At 72.3% G+C, this 26,639-nt stretch carries 20 protein-coding genes; 8 read left to right on the plus strand and 12 right to left on the minus strand.

Translation table 11 applies throughout. From position 1 onward, the window contains the following. Positions 1-61 precede the first annotated feature (61 nt). The gene (locus ACWC97_RS18165; RefSeq protein ID WP_352280595.1) at positions 62-964 is read right to left on the minus strand and encodes a tRNA (adenine-N1)-methyltransferase; all 903 of its coding nucleotides are present in this window, start codon (positions 962-964) and stop codon (positions 62-64) included. Positions 965-1,014: 50 nt separating this feature from the next. Beyond that, entirely contained in the window at positions 1,015-2,265 is a 1,251-nt protein-coding gene (locus ACWC97_RS18170; RefSeq protein WP_450650243.1) for a site-2 protease family protein, read from the minus strand. 171 nt (positions 2,266-2,436) lie between these two features. Here ACWC97_RS18170 and ACWC97_RS18175 point away from each other — a divergent pair, with 171 nt between their 5' ends. Both ACWC97_RS18175 and ACWC97_RS18180 read left to right on the plus strand, forming a co-directional pair. Beyond that, positions 2,437-3,282: a RecB family exonuclease gene (locus tag ACWC97_RS18175; RefSeq protein WP_450650392.1), complete on the plus strand. Its 846-nt coding sequence runs from the start codon at positions 2,437-2,439 to the stop codon at positions 3,280-3,282. A gap of 18 nt (positions 3,283-3,300) precedes the next feature. Further along, the gene (locus ACWC97_RS18180) at positions 3,301-3,972 is read left to right on the plus strand and encodes a response regulator transcription factor (RefSeq protein ID WP_352280599.1); all 672 of its coding nucleotides are present in this window, start codon (positions 3,301-3,303) and stop codon (positions 3,970-3,972) included. Between the two features lie 37 nt (positions 3,973-4,009). Here the strand turns inward: ACWC97_RS18180 and ACWC97_RS18185 are convergent, their stop codons facing one another. From ACWC97_RS18185 to metH, 3 genes are all read right to left on the minus strand, one after another. After that, complete coding sequence (locus ACWC97_RS18185) at positions 4,010-5,614, minus strand: ABC transporter substrate-binding protein (protein WP_352280601.1); 1,605 nt, start codon at positions 5,612-5,614, stop codon at positions 4,010-4,012. Between the two features lie 113 nt (positions 5,615-5,727). Then, the gene (locus ACWC97_RS18190) at positions 5,728-6,429 is read right to left on the minus strand and encodes an HAD family hydrolase (RefSeq protein WP_392279292.1); all 702 of its coding nucleotides are present in this window, start codon (positions 6,427-6,429) and stop codon (positions 5,728-5,730) included. Positions 6,430-6,547: 118 nt separating this feature from the next. After that, complete coding sequence (metH, locus tag ACWC97_RS18195; RefSeq protein ID WP_352280604.1) at positions 6,548-10,060, minus strand: methionine synthase; 3,513 nt, start codon at positions 10,058-10,060, stop codon at positions 6,548-6,550. 240 nt (positions 10,061-10,300) lie between these two features. On the opposite strand from metH, the gene ACWC97_RS18200 reads away from it, so the two are divergent. From ACWC97_RS18200 to ACWC97_RS18220, 5 genes are all read left to right on the plus strand, one after another. Beyond that, on the plus strand, positions 10,301-11,065 hold the full coding sequence (locus ACWC97_RS18200; RefSeq protein ID WP_352280606.1) for an IclR family transcriptional regulator: 765 nt from the start codon (positions 10,301-10,303) through the stop codon (positions 11,063-11,065). Between the two features lie 297 nt (positions 11,066-11,362). Continuing rightward, on the plus strand, positions 11,363-12,154 hold the full coding sequence (locus ACWC97_RS18205; RefSeq protein ID WP_352280608.1) for an MIP/aquaporin family protein: 792 nt from the start codon (positions 11,363-11,365) through the stop codon (positions 12,152-12,154). Positions 12,155-12,211: 57 nt separating this feature from the next. Beyond that, on the plus strand, positions 12,212-13,747 hold the full coding sequence (gene glpK / locus ACWC97_RS18210; RefSeq protein ID WP_450650246.1) for a glycerol kinase GlpK: 1,536 nt from the start codon (positions 12,212-12,214) through the stop codon (positions 13,745-13,747). 5 nt (positions 13,748-13,752) lie between these two features. Continuing rightward, entirely contained in the window at positions 13,753-15,363 is a 1,611-nt protein-coding gene (locus ACWC97_RS18215; RefSeq protein WP_450650247.1) for an FAD-dependent oxidoreductase, read from the plus strand. 144 nt (positions 15,364-15,507) lie between these two features. Beyond that, a complete protein-coding gene (locus ACWC97_RS18220; protein WP_352280614.1) occupies positions 15,508-16,179 on the plus strand; it encodes a FadR/GntR family transcriptional regulator in 672 nt (223 codons plus the stop codon). Between the two features lie 122 nt (positions 16,180-16,301). Here ACWC97_RS18220 and ACWC97_RS18225 read toward each other — a convergent pair whose 3' ends face one another. Both ACWC97_RS18225 and ACWC97_RS18230 read right to left on the minus strand, forming a co-directional pair. Next, positions 16,302-17,081 (minus strand): SDR family NAD(P)-dependent oxidoreductase, encoded by a 780-nt coding sequence (locus tag ACWC97_RS18225; RefSeq protein ID WP_352280616.1) that lies wholly within the window; start codon positions 17,079-17,081, stop codon positions 16,302-16,304. Continuing rightward, the gene (locus tag ACWC97_RS18230; protein ID WP_352280618.1) at positions 17,078-18,430 is read right to left on the minus strand and encodes an L-fuconate dehydratase; all 1,353 of its coding nucleotides are present in this window, start codon (positions 18,428-18,430) and stop codon (positions 17,078-17,080) included. The genes ACWC97_RS18225 and ACWC97_RS18230 overlap by 4 nt, the downstream gene beginning before the upstream one ends. 258 nt (positions 18,431-18,688) lie before the next feature. Here ACWC97_RS18230 and ACWC97_RS18235 point away from each other — a divergent pair, with 258 nt between their 5' ends. After that, on the plus strand, positions 18,689-19,744 hold the full coding sequence (locus ACWC97_RS18235) for a PAC2 family protein (protein WP_352280620.1): 1,056 nt from the start codon (positions 18,689-18,691) through the stop codon (positions 19,742-19,744). A 71-nt stretch (positions 19,745-19,815) separates the two neighbouring features. On the opposite strand, the gene ACWC97_RS18240 is transcribed toward ACWC97_RS18235, so the two are convergent. From ACWC97_RS18240 to ACWC97_RS18260, 5 genes are all read right to left on the minus strand, one after another. Then, positions 19,816-22,881 carry an NPCBM/NEW2 domain-containing protein gene (locus ACWC97_RS18240; RefSeq protein ID WP_450650251.1) on the minus strand — a complete coding sequence of 1,022 codons (3,066 nt, stop codon included), beginning with the start codon at positions 22,879-22,881 and terminating at the stop codon, positions 19,816-19,818. Positions 22,882-23,016: 135 nt separating this feature from the next. Next, positions 23,017-24,246, minus strand: a complete 1,230-nt coding sequence (gene mshC, locus ACWC97_RS18245) for a cysteine--1-D-myo-inosityl 2-amino-2-deoxy-alpha-D-glucopyranoside ligase (RefSeq protein ID WP_352280624.1) — start codon at positions 24,244-24,246, stop codon at positions 23,017-23,019. Positions 24,247-24,366: 120 nt separating this feature from the next. Further along, the gene (locus ACWC97_RS18250) at positions 24,367-25,212 is read right to left on the minus strand and encodes an SCO1664 family protein (protein ID WP_352280626.1); all 846 of its coding nucleotides are present in this window, start codon (positions 25,210-25,212) and stop codon (positions 24,367-24,369) included. Beyond that, entirely contained in the window at positions 25,176-25,766 is a 591-nt protein-coding gene (locus ACWC97_RS18255; protein WP_352280628.1) for a DUF3090 domain-containing protein, read from the minus strand. The genes ACWC97_RS18250 and ACWC97_RS18255 overlap by 37 nt, the downstream gene beginning before the upstream one ends. 123 nt (positions 25,767-25,889) lie before the next feature. Continuing rightward, a complete protein-coding gene (locus ACWC97_RS18260; RefSeq protein ID WP_352280629.1) occupies positions 25,890-26,579 on the minus strand; it encodes a histidine phosphatase family protein in 690 nt (229 codons plus the stop codon). Positions 26,580-26,639: the final 60 nt, after the last annotated feature.

Consider the following 26,639-nt stretch of genomic DNA (forward strand, 5'->3'; position numbering starts at 1 on the left):
CGCCGCCGAGTTCCCGGAAGTGCCCGGAAAGCAGGCGGCGGCGCCGGTGCCTCGCGTGGGGTCAGCGGGAGGAGCCGCTCTGGCTGCCGGGACCGTCGTAGTCCTCGCCGTAGGCACCCTTGGCCGGGCGGCGGCGGCGGAGCGGCGGCTCCACTCCGTCGGCCAGGCGGCGGGCGGTGACGAGGAAGCCGGTGTGGCCGATCATCCGGTGGTCCGGGCGGACCGCGAGGCCCTCCACGTGCCAGTTGCGGATCATCGACTCCCAGGGCTGCGGTTCGGCGAAGCAGCCGATCTCGCGGATGGACTCGACGGTCCGGGCGAGCTGGGTGGTGGTGGCGACGTACGCGCAGAGGATGCCGCCGGGCACCAGGGCCTTGGAGACGGCCTCCAGGCACTCCCAGGGGGCGAGCATGTCCAGGATGACGCGGTCGACGTCGGTGTCCGACAGGTTGTCCTGGAGATCGCCGACGGTGAGCTGCCAGGCCGGGTGCGGCTCGCCGAAGTAGCGCTCCACGTTCTGCTGGGCGATCTCGGCGAAGTCCTCGCGGCGCTCGTAGGAGTGCAGCATGCCCTGGTCACCGATGGCGCGGAGCAGGAAGGTGGAGAGCGATCCCGAGCCGACCCCCGCCTCCACGACGCGGGCGCCGGGGAAGATGTCGGCGAAGGCCAGGATCTGCCCCGCGTCCTTGGGGTAGACCACGGCGGCGCCGCGGGGCATGGACAGGACATAGTCGGGGAGCAGGGGGCGCAGCGCGAGATAGGCGACGTTTCCCGTGGTCCGGACCACACTGCCCTCGGGGGCACCGATCAGCTCGTCGTGCGGGAAAGAACCCTTGTGGGTGTGGAAGTTCTTTCCTGCTTCGAGCGTGAAGGTGTAGTGGCGTCCCTTGGGATCGGTGAGCTGGACCTGGTCCCCGACCTTGAAGGGCCCGCGTCGGCGGGCGGCACCGGTCGGTTCAGACATGTGACCAGCGTACCGGTGATTTCCGGGGCGACCGCCGCGAGCCCCGGCCGTCAGGAGGCGGGCCTGGCCAGGGCCGCGACGAAGGCGTGCTCGACGTCCGAGGTGGACAGGACGCCGTAGATCTCCCCGGTCTCCTCCAGGACCAGGTACTCGGTGGCCGGGGTGGCCTTGAGCCGGTCCAGGAGCGCCTCGCCGGACAGTTCGGCGGAGACCTTCATGCCGTCGGTGAGGTCCTGGGCGAGGCCGCCGACCTCGACCCAGGGGCGGCGGTGCTCGGGTACGGAGACGATGGCGGTCTCCCGGACGATGCCCTGCGGCTCGCCCTCCCCGTCGACGACGACCAGGGCGCGGGCGCCCGCCTCGTTGGCGCGGCGCAGCGCCTCGGAGAGGGGGGTCGCGGACTCCACCGGGACGGCGCGGCGGGTGAGGGTGCGGGCGCGCAGTTCGGGGAGGTGTTCGCGCAGTCGGGCCATGCGCAGGCTGTTGCCCGCGCCGGTCCAGATGATGGCGGCGAGGATGGCGGCGAGCAGCGCGTCGGTCAGGGTGTCCATGCCGCTGAGCTCGGCCGGGTCGTTGCCGAGGGCGCCGGTGCGGGTGAGCAGCGGCAGGCCGATCAGCGTGACGACGGCGAGGGCGCGGCCGACCCAGGCGGCGGCGATCGTGCCGCTCATCGGGCGTCCGGTGATCTTCCACACGACGGCGCGGAGCATGCGGCCGCCGTCCAGCGGGAGGCCGGGGAGCAGGTTGAAGGCGGCGACCAGGAGGTTGGAGATCATCAGCCCGGCGAGCAGGACGCCGGGAACGGTGCCCGGCTCGACGAACTTCATCCCGGCGTAGAAGACGCCCGCGAGCACCAGGGAGAGCAGCGGTCCGACGAAGGCGAGGAGGAATTCGCGGCCCGGGGTCTCGGACTCCTTCTCGATCTCGGAGACGCCGCCGAAGAACTGGAGCTGGATGCGGCGCACCGGCAGCTTGTAGCGCAGCGCCACGACGGTGTGCGCGAGTTCGTGGACGAGCACGGAGGCGTAGAAGGCTATGGCGAAGAACAGCGAGACCAGGTAGCGCGCCGCCCCGAGTTCGGGGAGCACCCGGTCGAGCTGGCCGCCGAAGACCCAGGTGATCAGCGCGGCCACCAGGAACCAGCTGGGCGCGACGTACACCGGCACGCCGAAGGGGCGGCCCATGAGGATGCCGCCGCCGGGCTCTTCGGGGCGCTGCGGTCCGTCCTTGTCGGGGCCGGGCGCGGAGGGCGTTTCCTCCGGGCCGGGCTGCGGGCGCCCGCTGTCGCCGCTCTCGTCCACGGGATCCCTTCGGTCGGTGCGCCATGGCGCGTGATGCGGTGTTCGGAGCTTGTGGGGTCGATGGTATGTCGCCCGCTGTCAGTGGCGGGCCGTAGGGTCTTCGGCATGACCTCCCTGCCGGCGCCCGTCCAGCCTCCCTCGTCCCTGTCGCCGTCGCGGGCGAGCGATTTCATGCAGTGCCCGCTGCTGTACCGCTTCCGGGTCATCGACCGGCTGCCGGAGAAGCCCAGTGAGGCGGCTACCCGGGGCACGCTGGTCCACGCGGTGCTGGAGCGGCTTTTCGACCATCCCGCGGCGGAGCGGACGGCGAGCCGGGCCACGGCGCTGGTCCCCGCCCAGTGGGACCGGCTGCTGGAGTCCCGGCCGGAGCTGTCGGAGCTGTTCGCCGAGGACGCCGACGGCGAGCGGCTGGCGCGCTGGCTGTCGGAGGCGGAGGGTCTGGTGGAGCGGTGGTTCTCGCTGGAGGACCCGACGCGCCTGGAGCCCGCCGAGCGGGAGCTCTTCGTCGAGACGGAGCTGGAGTCGGGGCTGCGGCTGCGCGGGGTGATCGACCGGATCGACGTGGCGCCGACCGGCGAGGTCCGGATCGTCGACTACAAGACGGGCAAGGCCCCCCGCCCGCAGTACGCGGAGGGCGCGCTCTTCCAGATGAAGTTCTACGCCCTGGTGATCTGGCGGCTGAAGGGCGTGGTGCCGCGCCGGCTCCAGCTCGTCTACCTGGGCAGTGGTGACGTCCTGACGTACGACCCGGTGATCGGGGACCTGGAGCGGGTGGAGCGCAAGCTGCTGGCCCTGTGGGAGGCGATCGCGCAGGCCACGGAGACGGGCGAGTGGCGGCCCCGGCCGACGAAGCTCTGCGGCTGGTGCGACCACCGGGCGTTCTGCCCCGAGTTCGGCGGTACTCCCCCGGTCTATCCGCTCACGGTCCGCCCGGCGGAGCCGGAGCCCGGCGCGCAGGGCAGAATGGAGCCGGTCCGTGCCGAGGCCGGCCGGTCCACGGCCCCCGAAGGCCCCTGAGGGAGACAAGGAGACCCTGTGGCTATCCGCGTCCTGCTGGTCGACGACCAACCACTGCTGCGCACCGGCTTCCGGATGATCCTGGAGGCGGAGGGCGATCTCGCGGTGGTGGGCGAGGCCGGTGACGGTCTCCAGGCCATCGACCAGGTACGGGCGCTCCAGCCCGATGTGGTGCTGATGGACATCCGGATGCCCCGGATGGACGGTGTGGAGGCGACGCGCCAGATCACCGGCCCGGACCGCGACGGTCCGGCGAAGGTGCTGGTGCTGACGACGTTCGACCTCGACGAGTACGTGGTGGAGGCGCTGCGCGCCGGTGCCAGCGGCTTCCTGCTGAAGGACGCCCCGGCCAACGAGCTGGTGCAGGCGATCCGGGTCGTCGCGGCGGGCGAGGCGATGCTCGCGCCGAGCATCACCCGCAGGCTTCTCGACAAGTACGCGGACCACCTGCCCTCGGGCGAGGAGCCGGCGCCGAACACCCTGCACACCCTGACCGACCGTGAGGTCGAGGTGCTGAAGCTGGTGGCGCGCGGTCTGTCGAACGCCGAGATCGCCGCGGACCTCTTCGTCAGCGAGACGACGGTCAAGACGCATGTCGGCCATGTGCTGACCAAGCTGGGGCTGCGCGACCGGGTGCAGGCCGCGGTGTACGCGTACGAGAGCGGTCTGGTGCGTCCCGGCGCTCAGTGAGCCGGGGCCGGTCCCGTCCCGGCTCACTGAGCGGCGGTCAGCGGGGGTCGCGGGAGAGTTCGCCGAGCCGGAGGCCGGTGGAGGGGTTGACCGCGCGTTCGACGCCGGAAAGGCCCTGGCGTGCGGCGGCGTACTCCTTGCCCTGCCAGATCGGCAGCACGGGCACGTCCCTGGCGACGATGGACTGGATCCGCCGGAAGGCCGTAGTGGTCGCGGTGCGGTCGGCCTCACGGCGGGACTGCGGGATGAGCGTCCGCCGCGCCGGGACCGAGGTGTACTCCGAGCCGAGGACGTTGTCGCGGCCGAGGAACGGGGCGGTGAAGTTGTCCGGGTCCGGGAAGTCGGGGAACCGGTCCATGCCGTAGACGGCGTACTCGCCGCGGAGCTGCGCGGGGCGGAAGGTGTCCCAGGCGGTGCCCCGGAGGGTGACGTCGAACAGGCCGGTGCGGTCGAGCTGCTTCTTCAGCAGGGCGAACTCGTCGGCCGTGGCGGCGCCGGAGTGGCCGGTGGGGTAGTTCAGGGTGAGCTTCACCGGGGTGCGGACGTGCGCGGAGCGCAGCAGCGCCGCCGCCTTGGCGGGGCTGGGTTCGCCGTACCGGTCGTGGAACGAGTTGGTGTGCGCGGCGATGCCGGAGGGGATCAGCGAGTAGAGCGGGTCGGCCGTGCCGCCGTAGACCGTGGCCGTGATCTCGTCCCGGTCGACGACCTGGGCCATGGCCTGGCGGACCGCCCTGTTCCCCGCGGTCCGGTCGCCGGTGTCGAAGCCGAGGTAGTGGATGCCGAGGCCGGGCATCTCGGTGAGGACGACGCCGTCCGCGGGCTCCTCCCGCAGCCGCCGGGCCTGGGCCGGGGTCATGGTGCGGGTCATCAGGTCGATCCGCCGGTCGCGGAGGGCCTTCTCCATGGCTCCCGCGGCACCGAAGAGGTTCAGTTCGACCCGTTCGTTCCGTATCTTCAGGCTGCCCTTGTAGCGGGGGTTGCGGGTGAGGCTGATCCTGACGGCCCGGTTCCGGTCGGTCTGAGCCTTCATGGTGTACGGGCCCGAGCCGTCCACCCGGAAGCCGGTCCGTGCCGACTTCGCGGGGTACGACCCGCGCGGCACGATGCCCGCGACGGGGGTGGTGAGCTTGTACGGGAACGTGGCGTCCGGGGTGCGGAGGTGGAAGACGACCTCGCGTTCGCTCTGGGCCTCGACCGTGTCGACCGTGTCGAGCAGGGCGGCGGCCGGGCCGCCCGGGGTGTGCAGCGCGAGGGCCCGTTCGATGGAGTAGGTGACGTCGTCGGCGGTGAGCGGGGTCCCGTCGGCGAAGGTCAGGCCGGGGCGCAGTTCGCAGCGGTAGCTCTCGTTCTGCCGGTCGGTGAACCGGCAGCTCTCGGCCGCCTCGGGCACCGGCGCGCCGCCGCCGACCGGTATCCGGGTCAGGGTCTGCACCGTCTGGCGGAGCACGTTCCACGCGCCCGTCCCGTGGCCGACGGCGGGGTCGAGCGGTGCGGGGGCGTCCTTCGAGACGGCGATCCCGTCGGTGGTGCCGACCACGACGGCCGCCCCTCGGCCGGTCCCCTCGTCCGATGCGCCGCAGGCGGCGAGTACGGGTGCGAGGAGGCCGGCGACGGCCGGCAGCACCAGGTTCTTGCGGTTCATCGTGGACGCTCTCCCTCATCCGGTCATGGACAGAGCGACAGTAGTGGGTGCCGTCGACCGCCCAGGAGCGAGGGGTTCCGGTTACCGGCGGGCGGGCCGGGCCGGCGGCCGGTTCAGTACGGTGCCGAGACCAGGCGCCGCAGGAAGGCCAGGTCGACCTCTTCGAGCGAGCCCACGACCTTCCGGCCCGGTGCGGGGGCGATGGGCGCGACGGAGGGTACGGCGACCACCCGGCAGCCCGCCGCCTCGGCGGCGGCGACGCCGGTCGCGGTGTCCTCGATCACCGCGCAGCGTTCGGGGGCGGCGCCGAGGCCGGCCGCGGCCACGAGATAGGGCTCCGGGTTCGGCTTGGTGCGGGAGACCTCGTCGCCCGCGACGCTCAGGCCGAAGCGGTGCGGGCGCAGCGACTCCAGTACCTGGTCGATGATCCGGCGGTGCGAGGCGGAGACCAGGGCGGTGGGGATTCCGTGCCCGGTCAGCTCGGCCAGCAGCCGCTCGGCGCCCGGCATCAGCGGGACGCCCCGGCCGATGCGCTTCTCGAAGCGGTCGTTGAGCAGCACGGTGAGTTCGTCGAGGCTGACGTCGGCGCCGGTGACCTCGATGAGGTATCCGGCGCTGCGGGTCATCGGGCCGCCGACCACCACGTCCCGCCACGCCTCGTCGAGCCGGTGCCCGAGGTCGGCGAAGACCTCCACCTCGGCGTCCCACCAGAACCCCTCGGTGTCGACCAGGGTGCCGTCCATGTCGAGGAGGACTGCCTGGAGCGCGGCGTCTTCGGCCGTGCGGGTCAAGGACGCGGGGACCGTACTGGTCATCCGGCACACCTTCCGTAAGGGACGAGAAGGCCGGCCGCCACTCCCGTGGGAGGGCGACCGGCCTGCACTGGGCCGACAAGTGTACGACCTGCGGTGCTGCCGCGCGTCGAACGGCGTCTTACCGGGCGTTGAAGTACTTGGCTTCCGGGTGGTGGATGACGATCGCGTCGGTGGACTGCTCCGGGTGCAGCTGGAACTCCTCGGAGAGGTGCACCCCGATCCGCTCCGGCTGGAGCAGATCGGCGATCTTGGCGCGGTCCTCCAGGTCGGGGCAGGCCCCGTAGCCGAGGGAGAAGCGGGCCCCCCGGTACTTCAGCGCGAACATGTCCTCGACGTCGGCCGGGTCCTCGCCGCCGAAGCCCAGCTCGGAGCGGACCCGGGCGTGCCAGTACTCGGCCAGCGCCTCGGCCAGCTGGACGGAGAGGCCGTGCAGCTCCAGGTAGTCGCGGTAGGAGTTGGCCTCGAAGAGCTTGGCCGTCTCGGCGCCGATCCTCGAACCGACCGTGACGACCTGGAGGCCGACGACGTCGGTCTCTCCGGACTCCTCGGGCCGGAAGAAGTCCGCGAGGCAGAGCCGCCGGCCGCGGCGCTGGCGGGGGAAGGTGAAGCGGGTGCGCTCGGAGCCGTCCTCGTGGAGCAGGATCAGGTCGTCGCCCTTGGAGACGCACGGGAAGTAGCCGTGGACGACGGCGGCTTCCAGGAGGTTCTCGGTCTGGAGCTTGTCGAGCCAGCCGCGCAGGTGCGGGCGGCCCTCGGTCTCCACCAGCTCCTCGTAGGTGGGCCCGTCCCCGGCCCGGGACTGCTTGAGGCCCCACTGCCCCTTGAAGAGGGCTCCCTCGTCGAGCCAGGAGGCGTACTCCTTGAGCTGGATGCCCTTGACGACGCGGGTTCCCCAGAACGGGGGCTCGGGGACCGGGTTGTCGACGGCGACGTCGGAGCGCACGCCCTCCTCCGGCTCGTCGACCTCCAGGACCGCGGTGTCGCGCTTGGGCACCCGGCGCTGCTTCAGCTCCGGCAGCACGGCGCCGGGGACGCCGCGCTTGACCGCGATCAGCGCGTCCATCAGGCGCAGCCCCTCGAAGGCGTCGCGGGCGTAGCGGACCTCGCCCTCGTAGATCTCGTGGAGGTCCTGCTCGACATAGGCGCGGGTGAGGGCGGCGCCGCCGAGGATGACGGGGTAGTCGGCGGCCATCCTGCGCTGGTTGAGCTCCTCCAGGTTCTCCTTCATGATCACGGTGGACTTGACCAGGAGCCCGGACATGCCGATCACGTCGGCCCGGTGCTCCTCGGCGGCCTCCAGGATCGCGGAGACGGGCTGCTTGATGCCCAGGTTGACGACGTTGTAGCCGTTGTTCGACAGGATGATGTCGACGAGGTTCTTGCCGATGTCGTGGACGTCGCCGCGCACCGTGGCCAGCACGATGGTGCCCTTGCCCTCGGCGTCGGACTTCTCCATGTGCGGTTCCAGGTGGGCGACCGCGCTCTTCATGACCTCGGCAGACTGGAGGACGAAGGGGAGCTGCATCTGGCCGGAGCCGAAGAGCTCGCCGACGACCTTCATGCCCTCCAGGAGGGTGTCGTTGACGATGTCGAGAGCGGGGCGGGAGCGGAGCGCCTCGTCGAGGTCGGCCTCCAGGCCGTTCTTCTCGCCGTCGATGATGCGGCGCTGGAGGCGCTCCTCCAGCGGCAGGGCGGCCAGTTCCTCGGCCTTGCCCGCCTTCATCGACTTGGTGCTGACGCCCTCGAACAGCTCCATGAGCCTCTGGAGCGGGTCGTAGCCCTCGGCGCGCCGGTCGTAGACGAGGTCGAGGGCCACCTTGACCTGCTCCTCGTCCAGACGGGCGATCGGGAGGATCTTGGAGGCGTGCACGATCGCGGAGTCCAGCCCGGCCTTGACGCACTCGTCGAGGAAGACGGAGTTCAGCACGACACGGGCGGCCGGGTTGAGGCCGAAGGAGATGTTGGACAGGCCGAGGGTGGTCTGCACCTCGGGGTGGCGCTTCTTCAGCTCGCGGATCGCGCCGATGGTGGCGATGCCGTCGCCGCGCGACTCCTCCTGGCCGGTACAGATGGTGAAGGTCAGCGTGTCGATCAGGATGTCCGACTCGCGGATGCCCCAGTTGCCGGTCAGGTCGGCGATCAGGCGCTCGGCCACGGCGACCTTGTGCTCGACGGTGCGGGCCTGGCCCTCCTCGTCGATGGTCAGCGCGATCAGCGCGGCGCCGTGCTCGGCGGCCAGAGCGGTGACCTTGGCGAACCGCGACTCGGGCCCGTCGCCGTCCTCGTAGTTGACCGAGTTCAGCACCGCGCGGCCGCCCAGCTTCTCCAGGCCGGCCCGGAGCACCGGGACCTCCGTGGAGTCCAGCACGACCGGGAGCGTGGAGGCGGTCGCGAAGCGGCCGGCCAGCTCCTCCATGTCGGCCACCCCGTCGCGGCCCACGTAGTCCACGCAGAGGTCGAGCATGTGCGCGCCCTCGCGGATCTGGTCGCGGGCCATCTCCACGCAGTCGTCCCAGCGGGCCTCCAGCATGGCCTCGCGGAACTTCTTCGACCCGTTGGCGTTCGTCCGCTCGCCGATCGCCAGGTACGAGGTGTCCTGGCGGAACGGGACGGTCTGGTAGAGGGAGGCCGCGCCCGGCTCGGGGTGCGGGGTACGGGGGACGACGGCGGTGCCGCGGACGCGCTCGACGACCTGGCGCAGGTGCTCGGGGGTCGTACCGCAGCAGCCGCCGACCAGGGAGAGGCCGTACTCCCGGACGAAGGTCTCCTGGGCGTCCGCCAGCTCGGACGGGGTGAGCGGGTAGTGCGCGCCGTCCTTGCCGAGCACGGGGAGACCGGCGTTGGGCATGCAGGAGAGCGGGATGCGGGAGTGCCGGGCGAGGTAGCGCAGGTGCTCGCTCATCTCGGCGGGGCCGGTGGCGCAGTTCAGACCGATGAGGTCGATGCCGAGCGGTTCCAGGGCGGTGAGCGCCGCGCCGATCTCGGAGCCGAGCAGCATGGTGCCGGTCGTCTCGACGGTGACGGAGCAGATCACCGGCAGCGAGGCGCCGGCGGCCGCGAGGGCGCGGCGGGCGCCGATGACGGATGCCTTGGTCTGGAGGAGGTCCTGGGTGGTCTCGATCAGCAGGGCGTCGGCGCCGCCCGCGATCAGCCCCTCGGCGTTCTGCTGGTAGGCGTCGCGGAGTTTGGTGTACGGGGCGTGGCCCAGGGTCGGCAGCTTCGTACCGGGGCCGATCGAGCCGAGCACCCAGCGCTGCTGCCCGGTGTCGGCGGTGAACTCGTCGGCGACCTGGCGGGCGATGCTCGCGCCGGACTCGGAGAGCTCGAAGATCCGCTCGGGGATGTCGTACTCGCCCAGGGCCGACAGGTTGGCGCCGAAGGTGTTGGTCTCGACGCAGTCCACCCCTGCGGCGAAGTACTCCTGGTGCACCGAGCGCACGATGTCGGGGCGGGTGACGTTCAGGATCTCATTGCAGCCCTCGAGGTCCTGGAAGTCGTCGAGGGTCGGGTCCTGCGCCTGGAGCATGGTGCCCATGGCGCCGTCGGCCACCACGACACGGGTGGCGAGTGCCTCGCGGAGGGCTTCGGCTCGGTTCCGGCTGTCGGCGGAAGGGGTCGGCAACGAGGCCATGGATGTGCTCCCTGGGATGCGACGGCTGTCGGCTTTGCGTACTTCGGTGGAAGACGCACCGGGCCAGCGTAGCCCGGTGACGGCCGGGGCCGTCACTCCGTCCCACGGAGCGGACTGCATGCTGTGCGGGGAGATGTCCGGATCCATGAGGTGGCGCGGTTTCGTCGCATGACCGAGCACTGGTCGGCATCGACCGATAGTGTTCAGCATTGTCGAACCGAGGTGGAGGAGTACGGCGCGATGGCCAAGAACATCCAGTCGCTGGAGCGGGCGGCGGCGATGCTGCGCCTGCTGGCAGGCGGCGAGCGGCGGCTGGGACTGTCCGACATCGCCTCTTCGCTGGGGCTGGCCAAGGGCACCGCGCACGGCATCCTGCGCACCCTCCAGCACGAGGGCTTCGTCGAGCAGGACGCGGCGTCCGGCCGCTACCAGCTGGGGGCCGAGCTGCTGCGCCTGGGCAACAGCTATCTGGACGTGCACGAGCTGCGGGCCCGCGCCCTGGTCTGGACGGACGACCTGGCCCGCTCCAGCGGCGAGAGCGCCCATCTGGGCGTGCTGCACCAGCAGGGCGTCCTCGTCGTCCACCACGTCTTCCGGCCCGACGACAGCCGCCAGGTGCTGGAGGTCGGTGCCATGCAGCCGCTCCACTCCACGGCCCTGGGCAAGGTGCTGGCGGCGTACGACCCGGTGGCGCACACCGAGGCCATGGAGGCCGAGCGGCAGTCCTTCACCCCGCGCACGGTGACCGGCGCGGAGGAGTTCGAGGCGATGCTCGACCTGATCCGGGCGCGCGGCTGGGCGGCCGACGTGGAGGAGACCTGGGAGGGGGTGGCCGCGGTGGCCGCCCCGATCCACGACCGGCGCCGGATGCCGGTCGGCGCGGTGGCCGTGACCGGCGCCGTGGAGCGGGTCTGCGCGGCCGGGGAGCTGCGCCCCGAGCTGATCGCGGCGGTGCGCGACTGCGCCCGCGCGGTCTCCCGGGACCTGGGCGCCGGCCGGTTCTGACGGGCCCCGGGGCCGGTCCGGGGCCGCGCACCGCGGCCCGGGACCGGCCCGCCCGGCGCACCGCCCCCGGACGCGACGCCACCGGTAACGATCCGGTTCGGGGCCGCACAACTCTTGACGCCCGATGCACCGAGGGGAAGCATTGCCGTTCACCGGTCGGCATTGTCGAACACCTGACGGAAAGTGGCGTTAGGGTGTGACGGTGCGCAGGGCCGGAAACGCCCTCCCCCCGAGGGCGCGGACCACCGGAGTGACCCGTGGTTCGGCTTCCCTGGACGAAGGACAAAGGAGTCGCGGGTGTCCAGCTCCGACATCTTCATCGGCGAGACCATCGGTACCGCCGTGCTCATCCTGCTCGGCGGTGGTGTCTGTGCCGCCGTCACGCTCAAGCACTCCAAGGCCCGGAACGCCGGCTGGCTGGCCGTCACCTTCGGGTGGGGTTTCGCGGTGCTGACCGGCGCGTACCTCGCCGGCGGCGTGTCGGGCGCGCACCTCAACCCGGCGGTCACCATCGGCCTCGCGATCGAGGGCGGCACGAAGTGGAGCGACGTACCGGTCTACCTCGGCTCCCAGCTGCTCGGCGCGATGATCGGCGCGGTGCTGGTCTGGGTGACGTACTACGGGCAGTTCCGGGCCCATCTGACCGATCCGGAGATCGTGGGCACCCGGACGGGTGAGGACGGCATGGTCGACCAGGCCGCCGCCCCGGCTGCGGGACCGGTCCTCGGTATCTTCTCCACCGGTCCGGAGATCCGGAACGCCGTACAGAACCTGGCCACCGAGGTCGTCGCCACCGTCGTGCTGGTCCTGGCCATCCTCACCCAGGGCCTCAACGACGACGGCAACGGCCTGGGCACCCTCGGCGCGCTGATCACCGCGCTGGTCGTCGTCGGCATCGGCCTCTCGCTCGGCGGCCCGACGGGGTACGCGATCAACCCGGTCCGCGACCTCGGCCCGCGTATCGTGCACGCGCTGCTGCCGCTGCCGAACAAGGGCGGTTCCGACTGGGGCTACGCCTGGGTCCCGATCGTCGGCCCGCTCGTCGGCGGCGCGATAGCCGGCGGCCTCTACAACGTCGCCTTCGCCTGAGCCGCGGCCCCCGTAGCCGTACCCCCTCACGACCACACAGACCTCCGGGAGCACACCGTGACCGACGCACACACCGCCGGCCCGTTCATCGCCGCCATCGACCAGGGCACCACCTCCAGCCGCTGCATCGTCTTCGACCGGGACGGCCGGATCGTCTCCGTCGACCAGAAGGAGCACGAACAGATCTTCCCGAAGCCGGGCTGGGTCGAGCACGACGCGCGCGAGATCTGGGCGAACGTCCAGGAAGTGGTGGTCGGCGCCGTCGCCAAGGCCGGCATCACCGCCGCCGACGTGAAGGCCATCGGCATCACCAACCAGCGCGAGACCACGCTGCTCTGGGACCGGCACACCGGCGAGCCGGTGCACAACGCCCTGGTCTGGCAGGACACGCGGACCGACGCGCTCTGCAAGGAGCTCGGCCGCAACGTCGGCCAGGACCGCTTCCGCCGCGAGACCGGCCTGCCGCTCGCCTCGTACTTCGCCGGGCCCAAGGTCCGCTGGCTGCTCGACAACGTCGAGGGGCTGCGCGAGCGCGCCGAGCGCGGCGACATCCTCTTCGGCACCATGGACTCCTGGGTCATCTGGAACCTGACCGGCGGCACCGACGGCGGCGTCCACGTCACCGACGTCACCAACGCCTCGCGCACCCTCCTGATGAACCTCCACGAGATGCGGTGGGACGAGCGCATCCTGCACTCCATGGACATCCCGGCCGCGGTCCTCCCCGAGATCCGCTCCTCCGCCGAGGTGTACGGCACCGCCAGGGGCGGCGCGCTCGACGGCGTACCGGTGGCGTCCGCCCTCGGCGACCAGCAGGCGGCCCTCTTCGGCCAGACCTGCTTCTCCAAGGGCGAGGCCAAGTCCACGTACGGCACCGGCACCTTCATGCTGATGAACACCGGCGAGACCCCGGTCAACTCGTACAACGGGCTGCTGACGACCGTCGGCTACCGGATCGGCGACCAGAAGCCGGTCTACGCCCTGGAGGGCTCCATCGCCGTCACCGGCTCGCTGGTGCAGTGGATGCGCGACCAGATGGGGCTGATCAAGTCGGCGGCCGAGATCGAGACGCTGGCCCTGTCGGTCGAGGACAACGGCGGCGCCTACTTCGTGCCCGCGTTCTCCGGCCTGTTCGCCCCGTACTGGCGCTCCGACGCCCGCGGCGTCATCGCCGGCCTGACCCGGTACGTCACCAAGGCGCACATCGCCCGTGCCGTGCTGGAGGCCACCGCCTGGCAGACCCGCGAGATCACCGACGCGATGACCAAGGACTCGGGGGTGGAGCTGACCGCCCTCAAGGTCGACGGCGGCATGACCTCCAACAACCTGCTGATGCAGACGCTCGCCGACTTCCTGGACGCGCCCGTGGTGCGGCCCATGGTCGCCGAGACGACCTGCCTCGGCGCCGCCTACGCCGCCGGTCTGGCCGTCGGCTTCTGGCCGGACACCGACGCGCTGCGCGCCAACTGGCGCCGGGCCGCCGAATGGACCCCCCGCATGGCCGCGGACACCCGCGACCGCGAGTACAAGAGCTGGCTGAAGGCCGTGGAGCGTTCCATGGGCTGGCTCGACGAGAACACTGCCGAGGAGTAATCGACATGACCACCCTGCAGAGCGTCCCGGCCCTCGGGACCCGCCCGGCCGCCGGTTCCCTTCCGAGCCGGGCCGAGACCAGGGAACAGCTGTCCAAGGCGGCGTACGACCTCCTGGTGATCGGTGGCGGCATCCTGGGCATCTCCACCGCCTGGCATGCCGCGCAGTCCGGGCTGCGGGTGGCCCTGGTGGACGCCGGCGACTTCGCCGGCGCCACCTCCTCCGCCTCCTCCAAGCTGCTCCACGGCGGTCTGCGCTACCTGCAGACCGGCGCGGTCAAGCTGGTCGCGGAGAACCACTTCGAGCGGCGCGCGGTGTCCCGTCAGGTCGCCCCGCACCTCGCCAACCCGCTCACCTTCTACCTCCCCGTCTACAAGGGCGGGCCGCACGGCGCGGCCAAGCTCGGCGCGGGCGTGTTCGCGTACTCGGCGCTCTCCGCCTTCGGTGACGGCGTCGGGCACGTGATCAGCCCGGCGCAGGCCCGGCGCGACGTGCCCGAGCTGCGCACGGAGAACCTGAAGGCCGTCGCGGTCTACGGCGACGACCAGATGAACGACGCCCGGATGGCGCTGATGACCGTCCGCGCGGCCGTCGACGCGGGCGCCGTCGTCCTCAACCACGCGGCGGTCACCGGGCTGCGGTTCACCCGGGGCCGGGTCACCGGCGCCGAGCTGACGGACCGGCTGGACGGCACCGAGTTCGGCGTCGACGCCCGTCTCGTGCTGAACGCCACCGGCCCCTGGGTCGACCACCTGCGGAAGATGGAGGACCCGAACGCGGCGCCCTCCATACGCCTGTCCAAGGGCGCCCACCTGGTCCTGCGGCGGACCCGCCCGTGGAAGGCCGCGCTGGCCACCCCGATCGACAAGTACCGCATCACCTTCGCCCTGCCGTGGGAGGACATGCTGCTGCTCGGCACCACGGACGAGGTCTACGAGGGCGACCCGGCGGACGTCGCGGTCACCGAGAAGGACACCGCGCAGATCCTGGACGAGGCGGCGTTCTCGGTCCGCGACCAGCAGCTCTCGCGCGATCTGATCACGTACTCCTTCGCCGGGCTGCGGGTGCTGCCCGGCGGGCCCGGCGACACCTCCCGGGCCAAGCGCGAGACGGTGGTCACCGAGGGCCGGGGCGGGATGCTGTCGGTGGCGGGCGGCAAGTGGACGACGTTCCGCCACATCGGCCGCACCGTGGTGAACAAGCTGGCCGCGCTGCCCGGGCACCCGCTCGCCGAGGACATGGAGCCCATCGCGCGCCTGCCGAAGAAGCTCCCGCTGCCCGGCATCGCCAACCCGAACGCGGTGGCGCACCGGCTGGTCGTCGACGGCGCCGCGCCCGGCCCCCGGATGGCCGCCGACACCGCCCGGCACCTGGCCACCCACTACGGCTCGCTCGCCTTCGACATCGCCCGGATGGCGAACGAGAACCCGGCGCTGGCCGAGCGCGTCCACCCGGACGCGCCGGAGATCTGGGCGCAGGTCGCCTACGCCCGGGACCACGAGTGGGCCGAGACCGCCGACGACGTGCTGCGCCGCCGTACGACGCTGACGATCCGGGGCCTGGCGACGGACGGCATCCGGGCCGCTGTCGAAGCGATGCTCGACGACCGGCGCTGACCGGGCCGGACGCGTCCGGAGAAGGGGGCGGTCCCGTCGGGGCCGCCCCCTTCTGCGGTTCGGGCCGACCCGCATAATGAACGGATACATCGGATGTCTGATTCCGCTGGCTGATTCCCCCGCTCCGGCCCCAGGAGGACCGTCATGGCTGTCACCGACGAGGCGATCGAGAAGATCAAGGCGATGATCGTCTCGGGTGCGCTGCGCCCCGGCGACCGGCTTCCCAAGGAGAGCGAGCTGGCGGCGGAGCTGGGGCTCTCCCGCAACTCGCTGCGGGAGGCGGTGCGGGCCCTGTCGCTGATCCGCATCCTCGACGTCCGCCAGGGCGACGGCACGTACGTGACCAGCCTCGACCCGCAACTGCTGCTGGAGGCGCTGAGCTTCGTGGTGGACTTCCACCGCGACGACACGGTGCTGGAGTTCCTCGCGGTCCGCAGGATCCTGGAACCCGCCGCCACGGCGATGGCGGCCACCCGGATCACCGAGGACCGGCTCGACGAGCTCACCGCGCAGCTCGACGCGCTGGGCCCGCGGCCCTCGGTGGAGGAACTGGTCGCTGGCGACCTGGAGTTCCACCGGGGCATCGTGCAGTCGTCGGGGAACTCGGTGCTCTGCTCGCTGCTCGACGGACTGTCCGGGCCCACCACCCGGGCCCGGGTCTGGCGCGGCCTGACCCAGGAGGACGCGGTCAGCCGTACGCTCCACGAGCACCGGGCGATCGTGTCGGCGCTGCGCGACCGGGACGCGGAGGCGGCGCGGGCCTGGGCCACGGTCCATGTGGCGAGCGTGGAGCAGTGGCTGCGCTCGACGCTGTAGCGCGGCGGGCGGCGGGGCGTCCCGGTGGAGCGCCGGGTACGGAGCAAAGCGCGGGGTACGGCCCGGGGTGCCCGGCCGGTGTCAGGGCCGGGCGGGCACCCTCGGGGCCGTACCCCGCGCGGTCAGGCGCCGGCGGGGCGCAGGCGCAGTCCCTGCATCCCGCCGTCGACGGCCAGCGCCGTGCCGGTGACCGAGGCGGCGGCCGGGCTCGCCAGGTAGACGATCGCGGCGGCCACCTCGTCGGCCGCGACCAGCCGTCCCAGCGGCTGGCGGGCGTTGAGGGCGGCCCGCTCGGCCTCCGGGTCGTCGGCCTGGCCGAGGAGGCGGCCGATCCACGGGGTGTCCGCGGTGCCGGGGTTGACGCAGTTGACCCGGACGCCCTCGCGGACGTGGTCGGCGGCCATCGCCAGGGTCAGCGAGAGGACCGCGCCCTTGCTCGCGCTGTAGAGGGCGCGCTGCGGGAGCCCGGCGGTCGCGGCGATGGAGCAGGTCTGCGTGATCGACACGGCGCCGGGCCGCTCGGCGGCGGAACGCCGCAGATGGGGCAGGGCGTGCCGGGCGGTGCGGACCATGCCGAGGACGTTGATGTCCAGGACCCGGGTCCACTCCGCGTCGGCGTTGTCCTCGACCGTGCCGATGGAGCCGATGCCCGCGTTGGACACCAGGGTGTGCAGGGCGCCCAGTTCGGCGGCGGCCCGGTCGACCGCCCGGCGCACGGCGGCGTCGTCGGTGACGTCCGCCTCGACGGCCAGGGTGCCCTCGGGGGCGCCCGCGGTGTCCCGGTCCAGGACGGCGACCCTCGCGCCGCGCGCCAGGAGCTGGGTCGCGACGGCCGCCCCGATCCCGGAGGCGCCGCCCGTGACCAGGGCCCCCATTCCCTCGAAGTCGCGTGTGCCGGTCATCGGTTGGCCTCCTCGGTGCGGCGGGAGCGCCAGACGGCGCCCTCCGGGTAGCGGTGTGCGGCGATCGACGCGGGGAGCATCCGGGCGGAGAAGCCCGGAGCGCTCGGTGCCCGGTAGTGGCCCGACTCGATCACGGTGGGGTCGGCGAAGTGTTCGTGGAGGTGGTCGACGTACTCGATCACGCGGTCCTCCCGGCTGCCGGAGACGGCCACGTAGTCGAACATCGAGAGGTGCTGCACCAGTTCGCAGAGGCCGACGCCGCCGGCGTGCGGGCAGACCGGGACGCCGTACTTCGCCGCGAGCAGCAGGATCGCCAGGTTCTCGTTGACGCCCGCGACCCGGGCCGCGTCGATCTGGACGAAGTCGACGGCCCCGGCCTGGAGGAGCTGCTTGAACACGACCCGGTTGGCGACGTGTTCGCCGGTGGCGACCTTGACCGGCTGGCCGGAGCGGACGGCCGCGTGGCCGAGGACGTCGTCCGGGCTGGTCGGCTCCTCGATCCAGTGCGGGTCGTACGGTGCGAGCGCGGTCATCCACGCGACGGCGTCGGCGACGTCCCAGCGCTGGTTGGCGTCGACGGCGATCCGGATGCCGGGGCCGACCGCCTCGCGGGCCAGGGCGAGTCTGCGGACGTCGTCGGGGAGGCTGCCGCCGACCTTCAGCTTGATCTGGGTGAAGCCCTCGGCGACGGCCTCCTTGGCGAGCCTGACCAGCTTGTCGTCGCTGTAGCCCAGCCAGCCGGGCGAGGTGGTGTACGCAGGGTAGCCCTCAGCGCGGAGCCGTTCGGCGCGCTCGGCGCGGCCCGGTTCGGCGGCCCGCAGGATCTCCAGGGCCTCCTCGGGGGTGAGGGCGTCGGTGAGGTAGCGGAAGTCGACCAGCGAGACGAGTTCCTCGGGGGTCATCCCGGCGAGGAACTCCCAGACGGGCCGGCCGGCCAGCTTGGCGGCCAGGTCCCAGGCGGCGTTGACGACCGCGCCGGCCGCCATGTGCATCACGCCCTTCTCCGGGCCGAGCCAGCGCAGTTGCGAGTCATGGGTGAGCTCGCGGTGGAGCGCGGCGAGATCGGCCGCGGTGCGGGGCGCCGGGCGCCCCACCAGATAGGGGCGCAGGGTCTCGATGGCGGCGGCCATCACCTCGTTGCCGCGCCCGATGGTGAAGCAGAAGCCATGGCCCTCGATGCCGGAGCCGGCACCGTCCGACGGGTCCGCGGCGCCGGGGGCGTCGGTGCGCAGGACGACGTAGGCGGCCGAGTAGTCGGGATCGGGGTTCATGGCGTCCGAGCCGTCCAGTTGTTCCGAGGTCGGGAAACGGATGTCATGGACCTCGAAATCCGTGACGGTCTGGCTCATGTGCGGCCCCCCAGGGGAATAACATCGGACCTCTGTTCTGGTCATCCGATGTATAGCGCCCTAGAGGCGATGCCGTCCAGGGTTTTCTGGAATTTCACCCCTCACAGCTCGGATGTATTCGATGCTCGATGCCCTGATTCGATCGGTGATGCACCGTGGGGGAACGGGTCCGGACGGCTGTGCGCGGGGGCAGCGGCAGGAGGGGCCGGAAGCCGTAAGGTTGATGGGTACACAAGGGAACTTCGGAAGGAGGCCTGGGTGATCGAGCTCGCCGGGGTACCCGAGCTGATCGACCCGGTCATGGTGGCCGCGTTCGAGGGATGGAACGACGCAGGGGACGCCGCCTCCACGGCGGTGGCGCATCTGGACCGGGAGTGGAAGGGCGAGGTGTTCGCGGCGCTGGACGCCGAGGACTACTACGACTTCCAGGTCAACCGGCCGACGCTCTGGCTGGACGGCGGAGTGCGCAAGATCACCTGGCCCACCACCCGGCTCTCCGTGGTCCGTGTCGGCGGGGAGAAGCCCCGCGACCTCGTCCTGGTCCGCGGCATCGAACCGTCCATGCGCTGGCGGTCGTTCTGCAACGAGATCCTCGGCTTCGCCCATGAGCTGGGGGTGGAGATGGTCGTGGTGCTGGGCGCCCTGCTCGGCGACACCCCGCACACCCGCCCGGTGCCGGTCAGCGGGGTCACCTCCGACCCCGATCTGGCGCGGGCCATGGACCTGGAGGAGACCAGGTACGAGGGGCCGACCGGGATCGTCGGCATCCTCCAGGAAGCCTGCGCGCATGCGGGCGTGCCCGCGGTCAGCCTGTGGGCGGCGGTGCCGCACTACGTGTCGCAGCCGCCCAACCCGAAGGCCACGCTCGCCCTGCTGAACCGGCTGGAGGACCTCATCGGGGTCCGCATCCCGCTGGGCGAGCTGCCCGAGGACGCGCGCGCCTGGCAGCTCGGCGTCGACCAGCTGGCCGCCGAGGACAGCGAGGTGGCCGAGTACGTGCAGACGCTGGAGGAGGCCCGGGACACCGCCGAGCTTCCCGAGGCGAGCGGCGAGGCCATCGCCCGCGAGTTCGAGCGCTATCTGCGCCGCCGGGACGTCGGCGGTCCGGGCCAGTCCCCGGGCGGGCATGCGACGGAGAGCGGTGACACCTCCTATCTGCGCGACACCTCCGGCGGCCGCACCCGCCCGCCGAAGCCGCTCCGCCCCGACACGGGCGGCGGCCCGGCCTCCGGTCCCCGCCGGCGCCCCGCCGACCAGGAGGACGGCGACGGCCCCGAGGAGGGCGACGGCCCGCAGGATTCGCCGGAGGAGTGACGGCACGAGCGGTGGGGAAGGAGCGCCGGGCCGGACGCGACCGCCCGGCGCTCCCCCGTCCTCGGTGGGGCTCAGGAACAGCTGAACCGGGCCACCGCCCAGTCCCCGTGGTCACCGGTCTTCGACCCGTTGGTGTCCGTGACCTTCAGGCGCACATGGCGGGCCCCGTCGAGCTTCACGTCGACCGGCACGGTCGCCGAGGCCCCGGTCGTCTTCGGCGAGGTCCACAGCACCTTCCCGTCCGCCTCTACGGAGAAGGCGACCTCGCCGTAGCCGTCGATCTCGTCGTCGATGCCCACGTCGGCGGTGAACGCGGTGCAGCGGCCGCCGAGGTAGACCTCGATGTCGGAGTCGGCGTGGGTGCCGATGCCCTTCTCGTACGTCTTCCCGTCGAGGGTCAGCGGGTGGCCGTCGGCCGCGCCCGACTCGCCGTTGCTGCGGTCGCGTTCGGCCGGTCCGTAGCCGTTGACGGACGTCAGCCAGACCAGGTCGCTCGCCCAGGCCTGCCCGGTGGGCGGCGGTGGCATCACCGCGGCCGCGAACCGCTGCGTGGTGGTGCGCGGTTCGCCCGCAGCGCGGTAGCGGGCGAGCGCGGTGAGCCGGGCCTCGCCCGGCGCGGCGTCCTTGCCGGGGGTGACGGCGACCTCGACCCGCCGGGTGGTGCCCGCCGGTATCCGGTCCACCGTCGCGGGGCGCGTGACCTTCCAGCCCTCGGGGACGTCCAGGCCGATCTCGGCCCCGGTCACCTCGGCGGTGCCCGCGGTGACGTCGACGGCAACGGTGGACCCGGTCCCGGCGCCGAGCTCCTGCCCGGCCGGGACGGTGACCACCGCGCCGGCCGCCGGGTGCCGGCCGCCGACCGCGCTCGCGTCCGTCAGCCGCAGGGTGAACGGCGCCCCGGTGCTCAGCGGCGCGGTCCTGACCCGTACGACGCCGCCCCGGTCGTCCCGGTCGTACCACCAGCCCTGCTCCGCCGCCTCGAACGCGGCGGCCGAACCCAGCCGGGGCAGCTTCCCGCGCAGGGCGACCGAGGCCGGCTCGGAGCCGGTGTGCACGGTGAACTCGTACGGGCGGCTGCGCTGCTTGCCGGTGAAGTCGCCCCGGCTGGCGCCGATCCGCACGGTCACGTCGCCGGCGCCCCGGTCCGGGGCGGTCACCTCGGCGCGCTGGGTGGCGTACTTGCCGTCGCGGTGCTGCTTGGTGACGCCGTCGTCCTCGTACAGCGTGAAGGAGGACCGGCCCCGCGGGTAGACGTCCCAGGCCAGCGGAGAGTCGGCGGTGCGGTCGCGGTAGGAGCGGATGCCCGGCCACATCGGGACGGCGGCGCCGCCCCGGACGAACAGCGGCAGGGTGTCGAGCGGGGCGCTGTAGCCGTCGAGGGTGACCGGCCCTTCGTAGGTGCGTCCGCTCCAGTAGTCGGTCCAGGTGCCCTTCGGGAGGTAGATGCCGTCGCGGACGGCGGTGTCCCGGTAGACCGGGGCGACGAGGAAGTCCTCGCCGGAGAGGAACTCGTACTTCGCGGCGTCCGTCGCCGCCCTGGGGTCGTCCGGGTACTCCAGCGCGAGCGGGCGGACCATGCCGACGCCGGTCTTCGTCGCCTCGTGCGCGTAGGAGTACTGGTACGGCAGCAGCGACTCCTTGAGCTTGAGGTAGTCGCGGTTGACGGAGGTGTACGGCTCGCCGTGGCGGAAGGGCTGCTTGTCGCTGGCCGCCCAGCCGTCCATCGTCATCGTGGTCCCCAGGAACATCTTCCACTGGAGGTCGCGGGTGTAGGTCTTGGCGCTGCCGCCGAAGATGCCGTCGACGTCGCCGGTGGTGTAGGCGAGGCCGGACATCGTGGCGCCCGCGTACGTCGGGATCTGCCAGCGGATGTAGTCCCAGGTGCCGTACTGGTCGCCGGACCACTGCACCCCGCAGCGCTGCGCGCCCGCCCAGCTCTCGGGTGCGTAGGTGAAGCCGCGGGCGTCGCTGTTGTCCTCGATGCCCTTGTACGCGTCCTTGCAGCCGTCCAGGGCGAACTGGTAGCCGTCGCCGACCCAGGCGACGTCCAGCTTGGCGACCCGCTGGCCGGCCCTGACCTGGTCGGCGATCTTGTCGATGCCGTCCTCGGTCCACAGGCCGAGCTGCATGCCGCGGTCCTGGAGGCCCTTGGCGGTCTCGGCGAGGTTCTCGTGGCCGCAGCCGTAACCGTCGTTGACGAGCATCCAGCCGTTGGGCATGTCGTTCTCGACGTAGCCGTCGGCGACCTTCAGCGCGTCCAGGGTGTGCCGCTCGCCCCGGTTGGCGTTGTGGAGGTAGCAGTCGGCGTCACCGATCTCCAGCCCGTACACGGGCGGCAGGAAGGGCTTCCCGGTGAGCTTCGTGTACTGGCCGATGACGTCCTTGGCGCTGTCGCCGGCGAAGTAGTAGGCGTCGAACCGCTTCTCCTGCGCGCTGGTGGTCACCGGGTCGCCGAAGGTGTACGTGTTCGGCGCGAAGGTGTTGCGGAAGACGCCGTATCCGGCCGAGGAGAGGTAGAACGGCACCGAGTTGGGGTGGCCGCCGTCGTTCCAGTCGTAGTCGACGCCGATCTCGACGGTCTTGCCCCGGTGCGAGGTGTTGCCCCGGCCGTTCTGCATGCCCGCGCCGTAGAACTGCTCGTCGGCGCCCCGGGCCAGGGTCTGGGTGGTCCGCTCGCCGTTCCAGCTCAGCCCCCGGGTCTCGGACCAGATCCGGCTGCCGTCCGCCCGGTGGAGGGCGAACCGCAGGGGCGACTTGTAGGCGCGCAGGGTGATGTCGGCGGTGGAGAGCTCGTAGCGGTCGCCGAGCTCCTTCCACCGGGTGCGGGGCGGGGCGCCCTGCGGCAGGACGATCTCGTCGCCCGCCGGGTCCGTGAAGGTGCCGTCCGGGGCCAGTTCGATGCGGAAGGTGTCGGTGGAGACGAAGCCGACCCGGACCTCGGCGGCGCCCGCCTCCAGGTGGTAGACGGCCCCATCGGCCGAGAAGCCGGTGACGTCGCCGACCGTGGTGTCCGGACCGGCCTCGGCGGCCTCGGGTGCGGCGGCCGCGGCCGGTCCGGCGCCGGGTCCGGTGAAGACGGCCACCAGTCCCAGCAAGGCTGCAACTGCCGCCGCTCTGATGCGCGTTGATGATTGCATAGAGCGCTTTTAGCGCAGGATCGAGCACTTGACCACGGACAAAACGGAACCGGCCCCGAACTCCATGAAAGAAGTCCGGGGCCGGTTCCCGATGAACAGCCTTGATGATTCAGCGAGTTGTCCGCATGTGCGGCACTACAGGGCGACGCCCAGCAGCGCGTCGACGGTGCGCGACACCAGGCCGGGAGCGCCCTCGTCCGTACCGCCCTCGGCGTTCTGCCGCTCGGCCCAGCGGTCCACGGCGGCCAGCGCGGCCGGCGCGTCCAGGTCGTCGGCGAGGGCCGCGCGGACCTCCTCCACCAGGGCCTCGGCGGGCAGCCCGTCCGGCCGGGAGACGGCGGACCGCCAGCGGCCGAGCCGCGCCACCGCGTCGGCCAGCACCTGGTCCGTCCACTCCCAGTCGGACCGGTAGTGGTGCGAGAGCAGGGCGAGCCGGATCGCCGCCGGGTCCACGCCGTCGCGGCGCAGCCGGGAGACGAAGACCAGGTTGCCCCGGGACTTGGACATCTTCTCGCCGTCCAGGGCGACCATGCCGGCGTGGACGTACGCCTGGGCGAAGGGGTGCTCGCCGGTCAGCACCTGGGCGTGCGAGGCGCCCATCTCGTGGTGCGGGAAGACGAGGTCGGACCCGCCGCCCTGGACGTCGAAGCCCATGCCCAGGTGGTCCAGGGCGATGGCGACGCACTCGATGTGCCAGCCGGGGCGGCCGGCGCCGAGCGAGCCGCCGTCCCAGCTCGGCTCGCCCTCGCGGGCGGCCATCCAGAGCATCGGGTCGAGCGGGTTCTTCTTGCCGGGGCGCTCCGGGTCGCCGCCGCGCTCGGCGGAGAGCAGGCGCATCGCCTCGGCGTCGAGGTGGGAGACCTCGCCGAAGCGCGGGTCGGCCTCGACGGAGAAGTACACGTCGCCGTCGAGCTCGTAGGCGGCGCCCGCGTCGCGGAGCCGTTCCACCAGCGGAACGATGCCGGGTATCGCTTCCACGGCACCGATGTAGTGCTTCGGCGGAAGCATGCGCAGAGCGGTCATGTCCTCGCGGAACAGGGCCGTCTCGCGCTCGGCGAGTTCGGTCCAGTCCTGTCCGTCGCGCACGGCCCGCTCCAGCAGCGGGTCGTCCACGTCCGTCACGTTCTGGACGTAGTGGACCTGCCGCTTGGTGTCGAGCCACACGCGCTGCACGAGGTCGAACGCGTTGTAGGTCGCCGCATGACCCATGTGGGTCGCGTCGTACGGCGTGATGCCGCAGACGTAGATGCGGGCGACGGGACCGGGGTCAAGAGTGATCCGTCCGCCGGTCGCGGTGTCGTGGATCCGAAGGTCGCGGCCCTTGCCGGGCAGGGCGGGGACCTCAGAAGCGGGCCAGGCATGCATGGCACGAGCGTAACCGGATGCACGTTCCGGATACGAACCGGATCCCGGATACCGGCCGAAGAGGCGTTCTTGCGCCATGGCCTCCCGTGTGCTTCGCCCCCGGAGCCGTCCTCGCCGGGATCAGACCGGCGGCCAGGGGATCGAGGGCCACTCACCGCTCGGCTCCGGGTGGCGTCCGGTCTCCCGCAGCCGCGCCACCCGCCCCCGCAGGGCCTCGATCTCGGCCCCGGTGATCAGTTCGGCCAGCCGGGTGACCAACGGGGTTCCGGGCGCGAGCCGGTCCGCGAGCCGCTCGACGACCCCGGCCGCCTCCTCGGTGAGCGGCTCCCCCGCCCAGCCCCACAGCAGCGTGCGCAGCTTGTCGTCGGTGTGGAACGTCACTCCGTGGTCGATGCCGAGGATCCGGCCGTCGGGCGCGGACAGCAGATGGCCGCCCTTGCGGTCACCGTTGTTGATCACGGCGTCGAGGACGGCCATCCGCCGCAGCCGCTCGTCGTCCGCGTGCACCAGCAGGGCGGTGCGGCCCCCGCCGATCCCGGCGCGGACCACGGCCTTCCAGCCCTCGCCGGGCTCGTCATCCTCGACGAGCGCGAGCAGCGGCTCCGCGGCGTCCTCCCCCTCCTCGGGCAGCGCGTCGATCCACAGCTGGCACATGCCCTCGCCGTACGGGCCGTCGCGGAGCACCGTGGGCGGGACCAGGCCCCAGCCGGTCGCCTCGGAGATCCGGTACGCGGCCACCTCACGCCCGGCGAGCGTGCCGTCCGGGAAGTCCCACAGGGGCTGCTCGCCGGCCACCGGCTTGTAGACGCAGGCGGCTTCCTCGCCGTCCAGGGCGACGGTGCAGTGGAGCGCCGCGTTGGAGGCGCCGCGGATCTGTCCGAGAACGGTCAGCTCGCCCTCGGCGAGCAGGGTCAGGTGGTCGGTGCCGGTCAGGCTCCGCGACGGTATCCGTTCTGGCGCGGGCATACATGTCCTTCCGGGTCGAGCGGCAGGCTGCACAGCGGGCACGGCGGGCGGCCGGCGTTCACGACGTCGAGGGCGCGCTTGGCGAAGGCCCGCGCCTGTGCGCCGCTGAGCCGGACGCGGAGCATCGGCGGGCCGTTCTCCTCGTCCTGGAGCAGCCGCTCCTCCGCCTCGGCGGGGTCCTCGTCGGCCTCCACGTCCAGTTCGACCAGCGCCTGCGCCTCGACGATCATGCGCTGCTCCTCGCCGTCCCAGGCGAGCGCCATGGTGCCGACGCGGAACTCCTCCTCGACGGGGACGTCCAGCGGCGCGGTGTCGGTGACGTCCATCGGCGCCACGGCGGGCACCGGGGAGTTCCCGCCGGTCCGCCGCACCACTTCGTCGAGCAGTTCGTCGATCCGCTCGGCGAGTGCGGCGACCTGGGTCTTCTCCAGGGCCACGCTGGTGACACGTCCGCCCGAGGACGCCTGCAGGAAGAACGTACGGCGCCCAGGCAGCCCGACCGTACCGGCCACGAAGCGGTCCGGCGGGTCGTAGAGGAACACCTGACGGGACACGTCCTGTCTCCCTTGAGATCGACGACGGTGGGGAAAGCGGCCGGAAAGGCCGCGGAAGGTCTCCCGGGGCAGGGGCCTGGCGCCCCGGCACCTACGGAGCGCCCACCCTACTGCGCGAAGCGATCACGGCGCCCCAGCGCCGCCGCCGACGGCCGCCCGCGCGTCCGCGCCGGGGTCCTCGCGCGGTACGAGCGATCCGAGGTCCCCGGTGTCGCCGAGTCTGAGCAGGAAGGGCTGCAGCCGGGTGTAGCGGATCACGGTGACCGAGCAGGGGTCGGCGTGGATGCGCTGGAAGAGGTCGAGGTGGAGGCCGAGGGCGTCGGCGACCAGGGCCTTGATGATGTCGCCGTGCGAGCACATCACATAGGCGGCCCCCTCGCCGTGCGCGGCCTCGACGCGGGCGTTCCAGTCCCGTACGGCGTCGACGGCGCGGGCCTGCATGGCGCGCATCGACTCGCCGCCGGGGAACGCGGCGGCCGAGGGGTGGCGCTGCACGACGTCCATCAGGGGCTCGTCGTTGAGCTCCGTGAGCTTGCGCCCCGACCAGTCGCCGTAGTCGCACTCGCTGATCCGCTCCTCGGTGTGCGGTTCCAGCTCCGGGCGGGCGTCGAGCAGCGGGCGCAGGGTCTCCCGGCAGCGCTGGAGCGGGCTGCTGACGGCGGCGGCGAGTGGCACCCCGGCGAGGCGGCCGGGGAGGGCAGCGGCCTGCGCGGCGCCGCGTTCGTCGAGCGCGACGCCCGGGGTGCGGCCCGCGAGCACCCCGGCCGTGTTGGCGGTGGAGCGTCCGTGGCGTACGAGGATCAGGGTGGGCATACGGGCCAGCGTAGGGGGTACCGGCGCACCGGCGAAGAGGTGCGCCGGGGAGCGGGGCAG

The sequence above is a fragment of the Streptomyces sp. NPDC001108 genome (genome assembly GCF_053598535.1).

Bases quoted from the DNA above. Each gene is read 5' to 3' on its own strand.
- ACWC97_RS18165 (WP_352280595.1), bottom strand. From the start codon at position 964: ATGTCTGAACCGACCGGTGCCGCCCGCCGACGCGGGCCCTTCAAGGTC.
- ACWC97_RS18175 (WP_450650392.1), top strand. From the start codon at position 2,437: ATGCAGTGCCCGCTGCTGTACCGCTTCCGGGTCATCGACCGGCTGCCG.
- ACWC97_RS18185 (WP_352280601.1), bottom strand. From the start codon at position 5,614: ATGAACCGCAAGAACCTGGTGCTGCCGGCCGTCGCCGGCCTCCTCGCA.
- ACWC97_RS18190 (WP_392279292.1), bottom strand. From the start codon at position 6,429: ATGACCAGTACGGTCCCCGCGTCCTTGACCCGCACGGCCGAAGACGCC.
- metH (WP_352280604.1), bottom strand. From the start codon at position 10,060: ATGGCCTCGTTGCCGACCCCTTCCGCCGACAGCCGGAACCGAGCCGAA.
- ACWC97_RS18200 (WP_352280606.1), top strand. From the start codon at position 10,301: ATGGCCAAGAACATCCAGTCGCTGGAGCGGGCGGCGGCGATGCTGCGC.
- ACWC97_RS18215 (WP_450650247.1), top strand. From the start codon at position 13,753: ATGACCACCCTGCAGAGCGTCCCGGCCCTCGGGACCCGCCCGGCCGCC.
- ACWC97_RS18220 (WP_352280614.1), top strand. From the start codon at position 15,508: ATGGCTGTCACCGACGAGGCGATCGAGAAGATCAAGGCGATGATCGTC.
- ACWC97_RS18225 (WP_352280616.1), bottom strand. From the start codon at position 17,081: ATGACCGGCACACGCGACTTCGAGGGAATGGGGGCCCTGGTCACGGGC.
- ACWC97_RS18230 (WP_352280618.1), bottom strand. From the start codon at position 18,430: ATGAGCCAGACCGTCACGGATTTCGAGGTCCATGACATCCGTTTCCCG.
- ACWC97_RS18240 (WP_450650251.1), bottom strand. From the start codon at position 22,881: ATGCAATCATCAACGCGCATCAGAGCGGCGGCAGTTGCAGCCTTGCTG.
- mshC (WP_352280624.1), bottom strand. From the start codon at position 24,246: ATGCATGCCTGGCCCGCTTCTGAGGTCCCCGCCCTGCCCGGCAAGGGC.
- ACWC97_RS18250 (WP_352280626.1), bottom strand. From the start codon at position 25,212: ATGCCCGCGCCAGAACGGATACCGTCGCGGAGCCTGACCGGCACCGAC.
- ACWC97_RS18260 (WP_352280629.1), bottom strand. From the start codon at position 26,579: ATGCCCACCCTGATCCTCGTACGCCACGGACGCTCCACCGCCAACACG.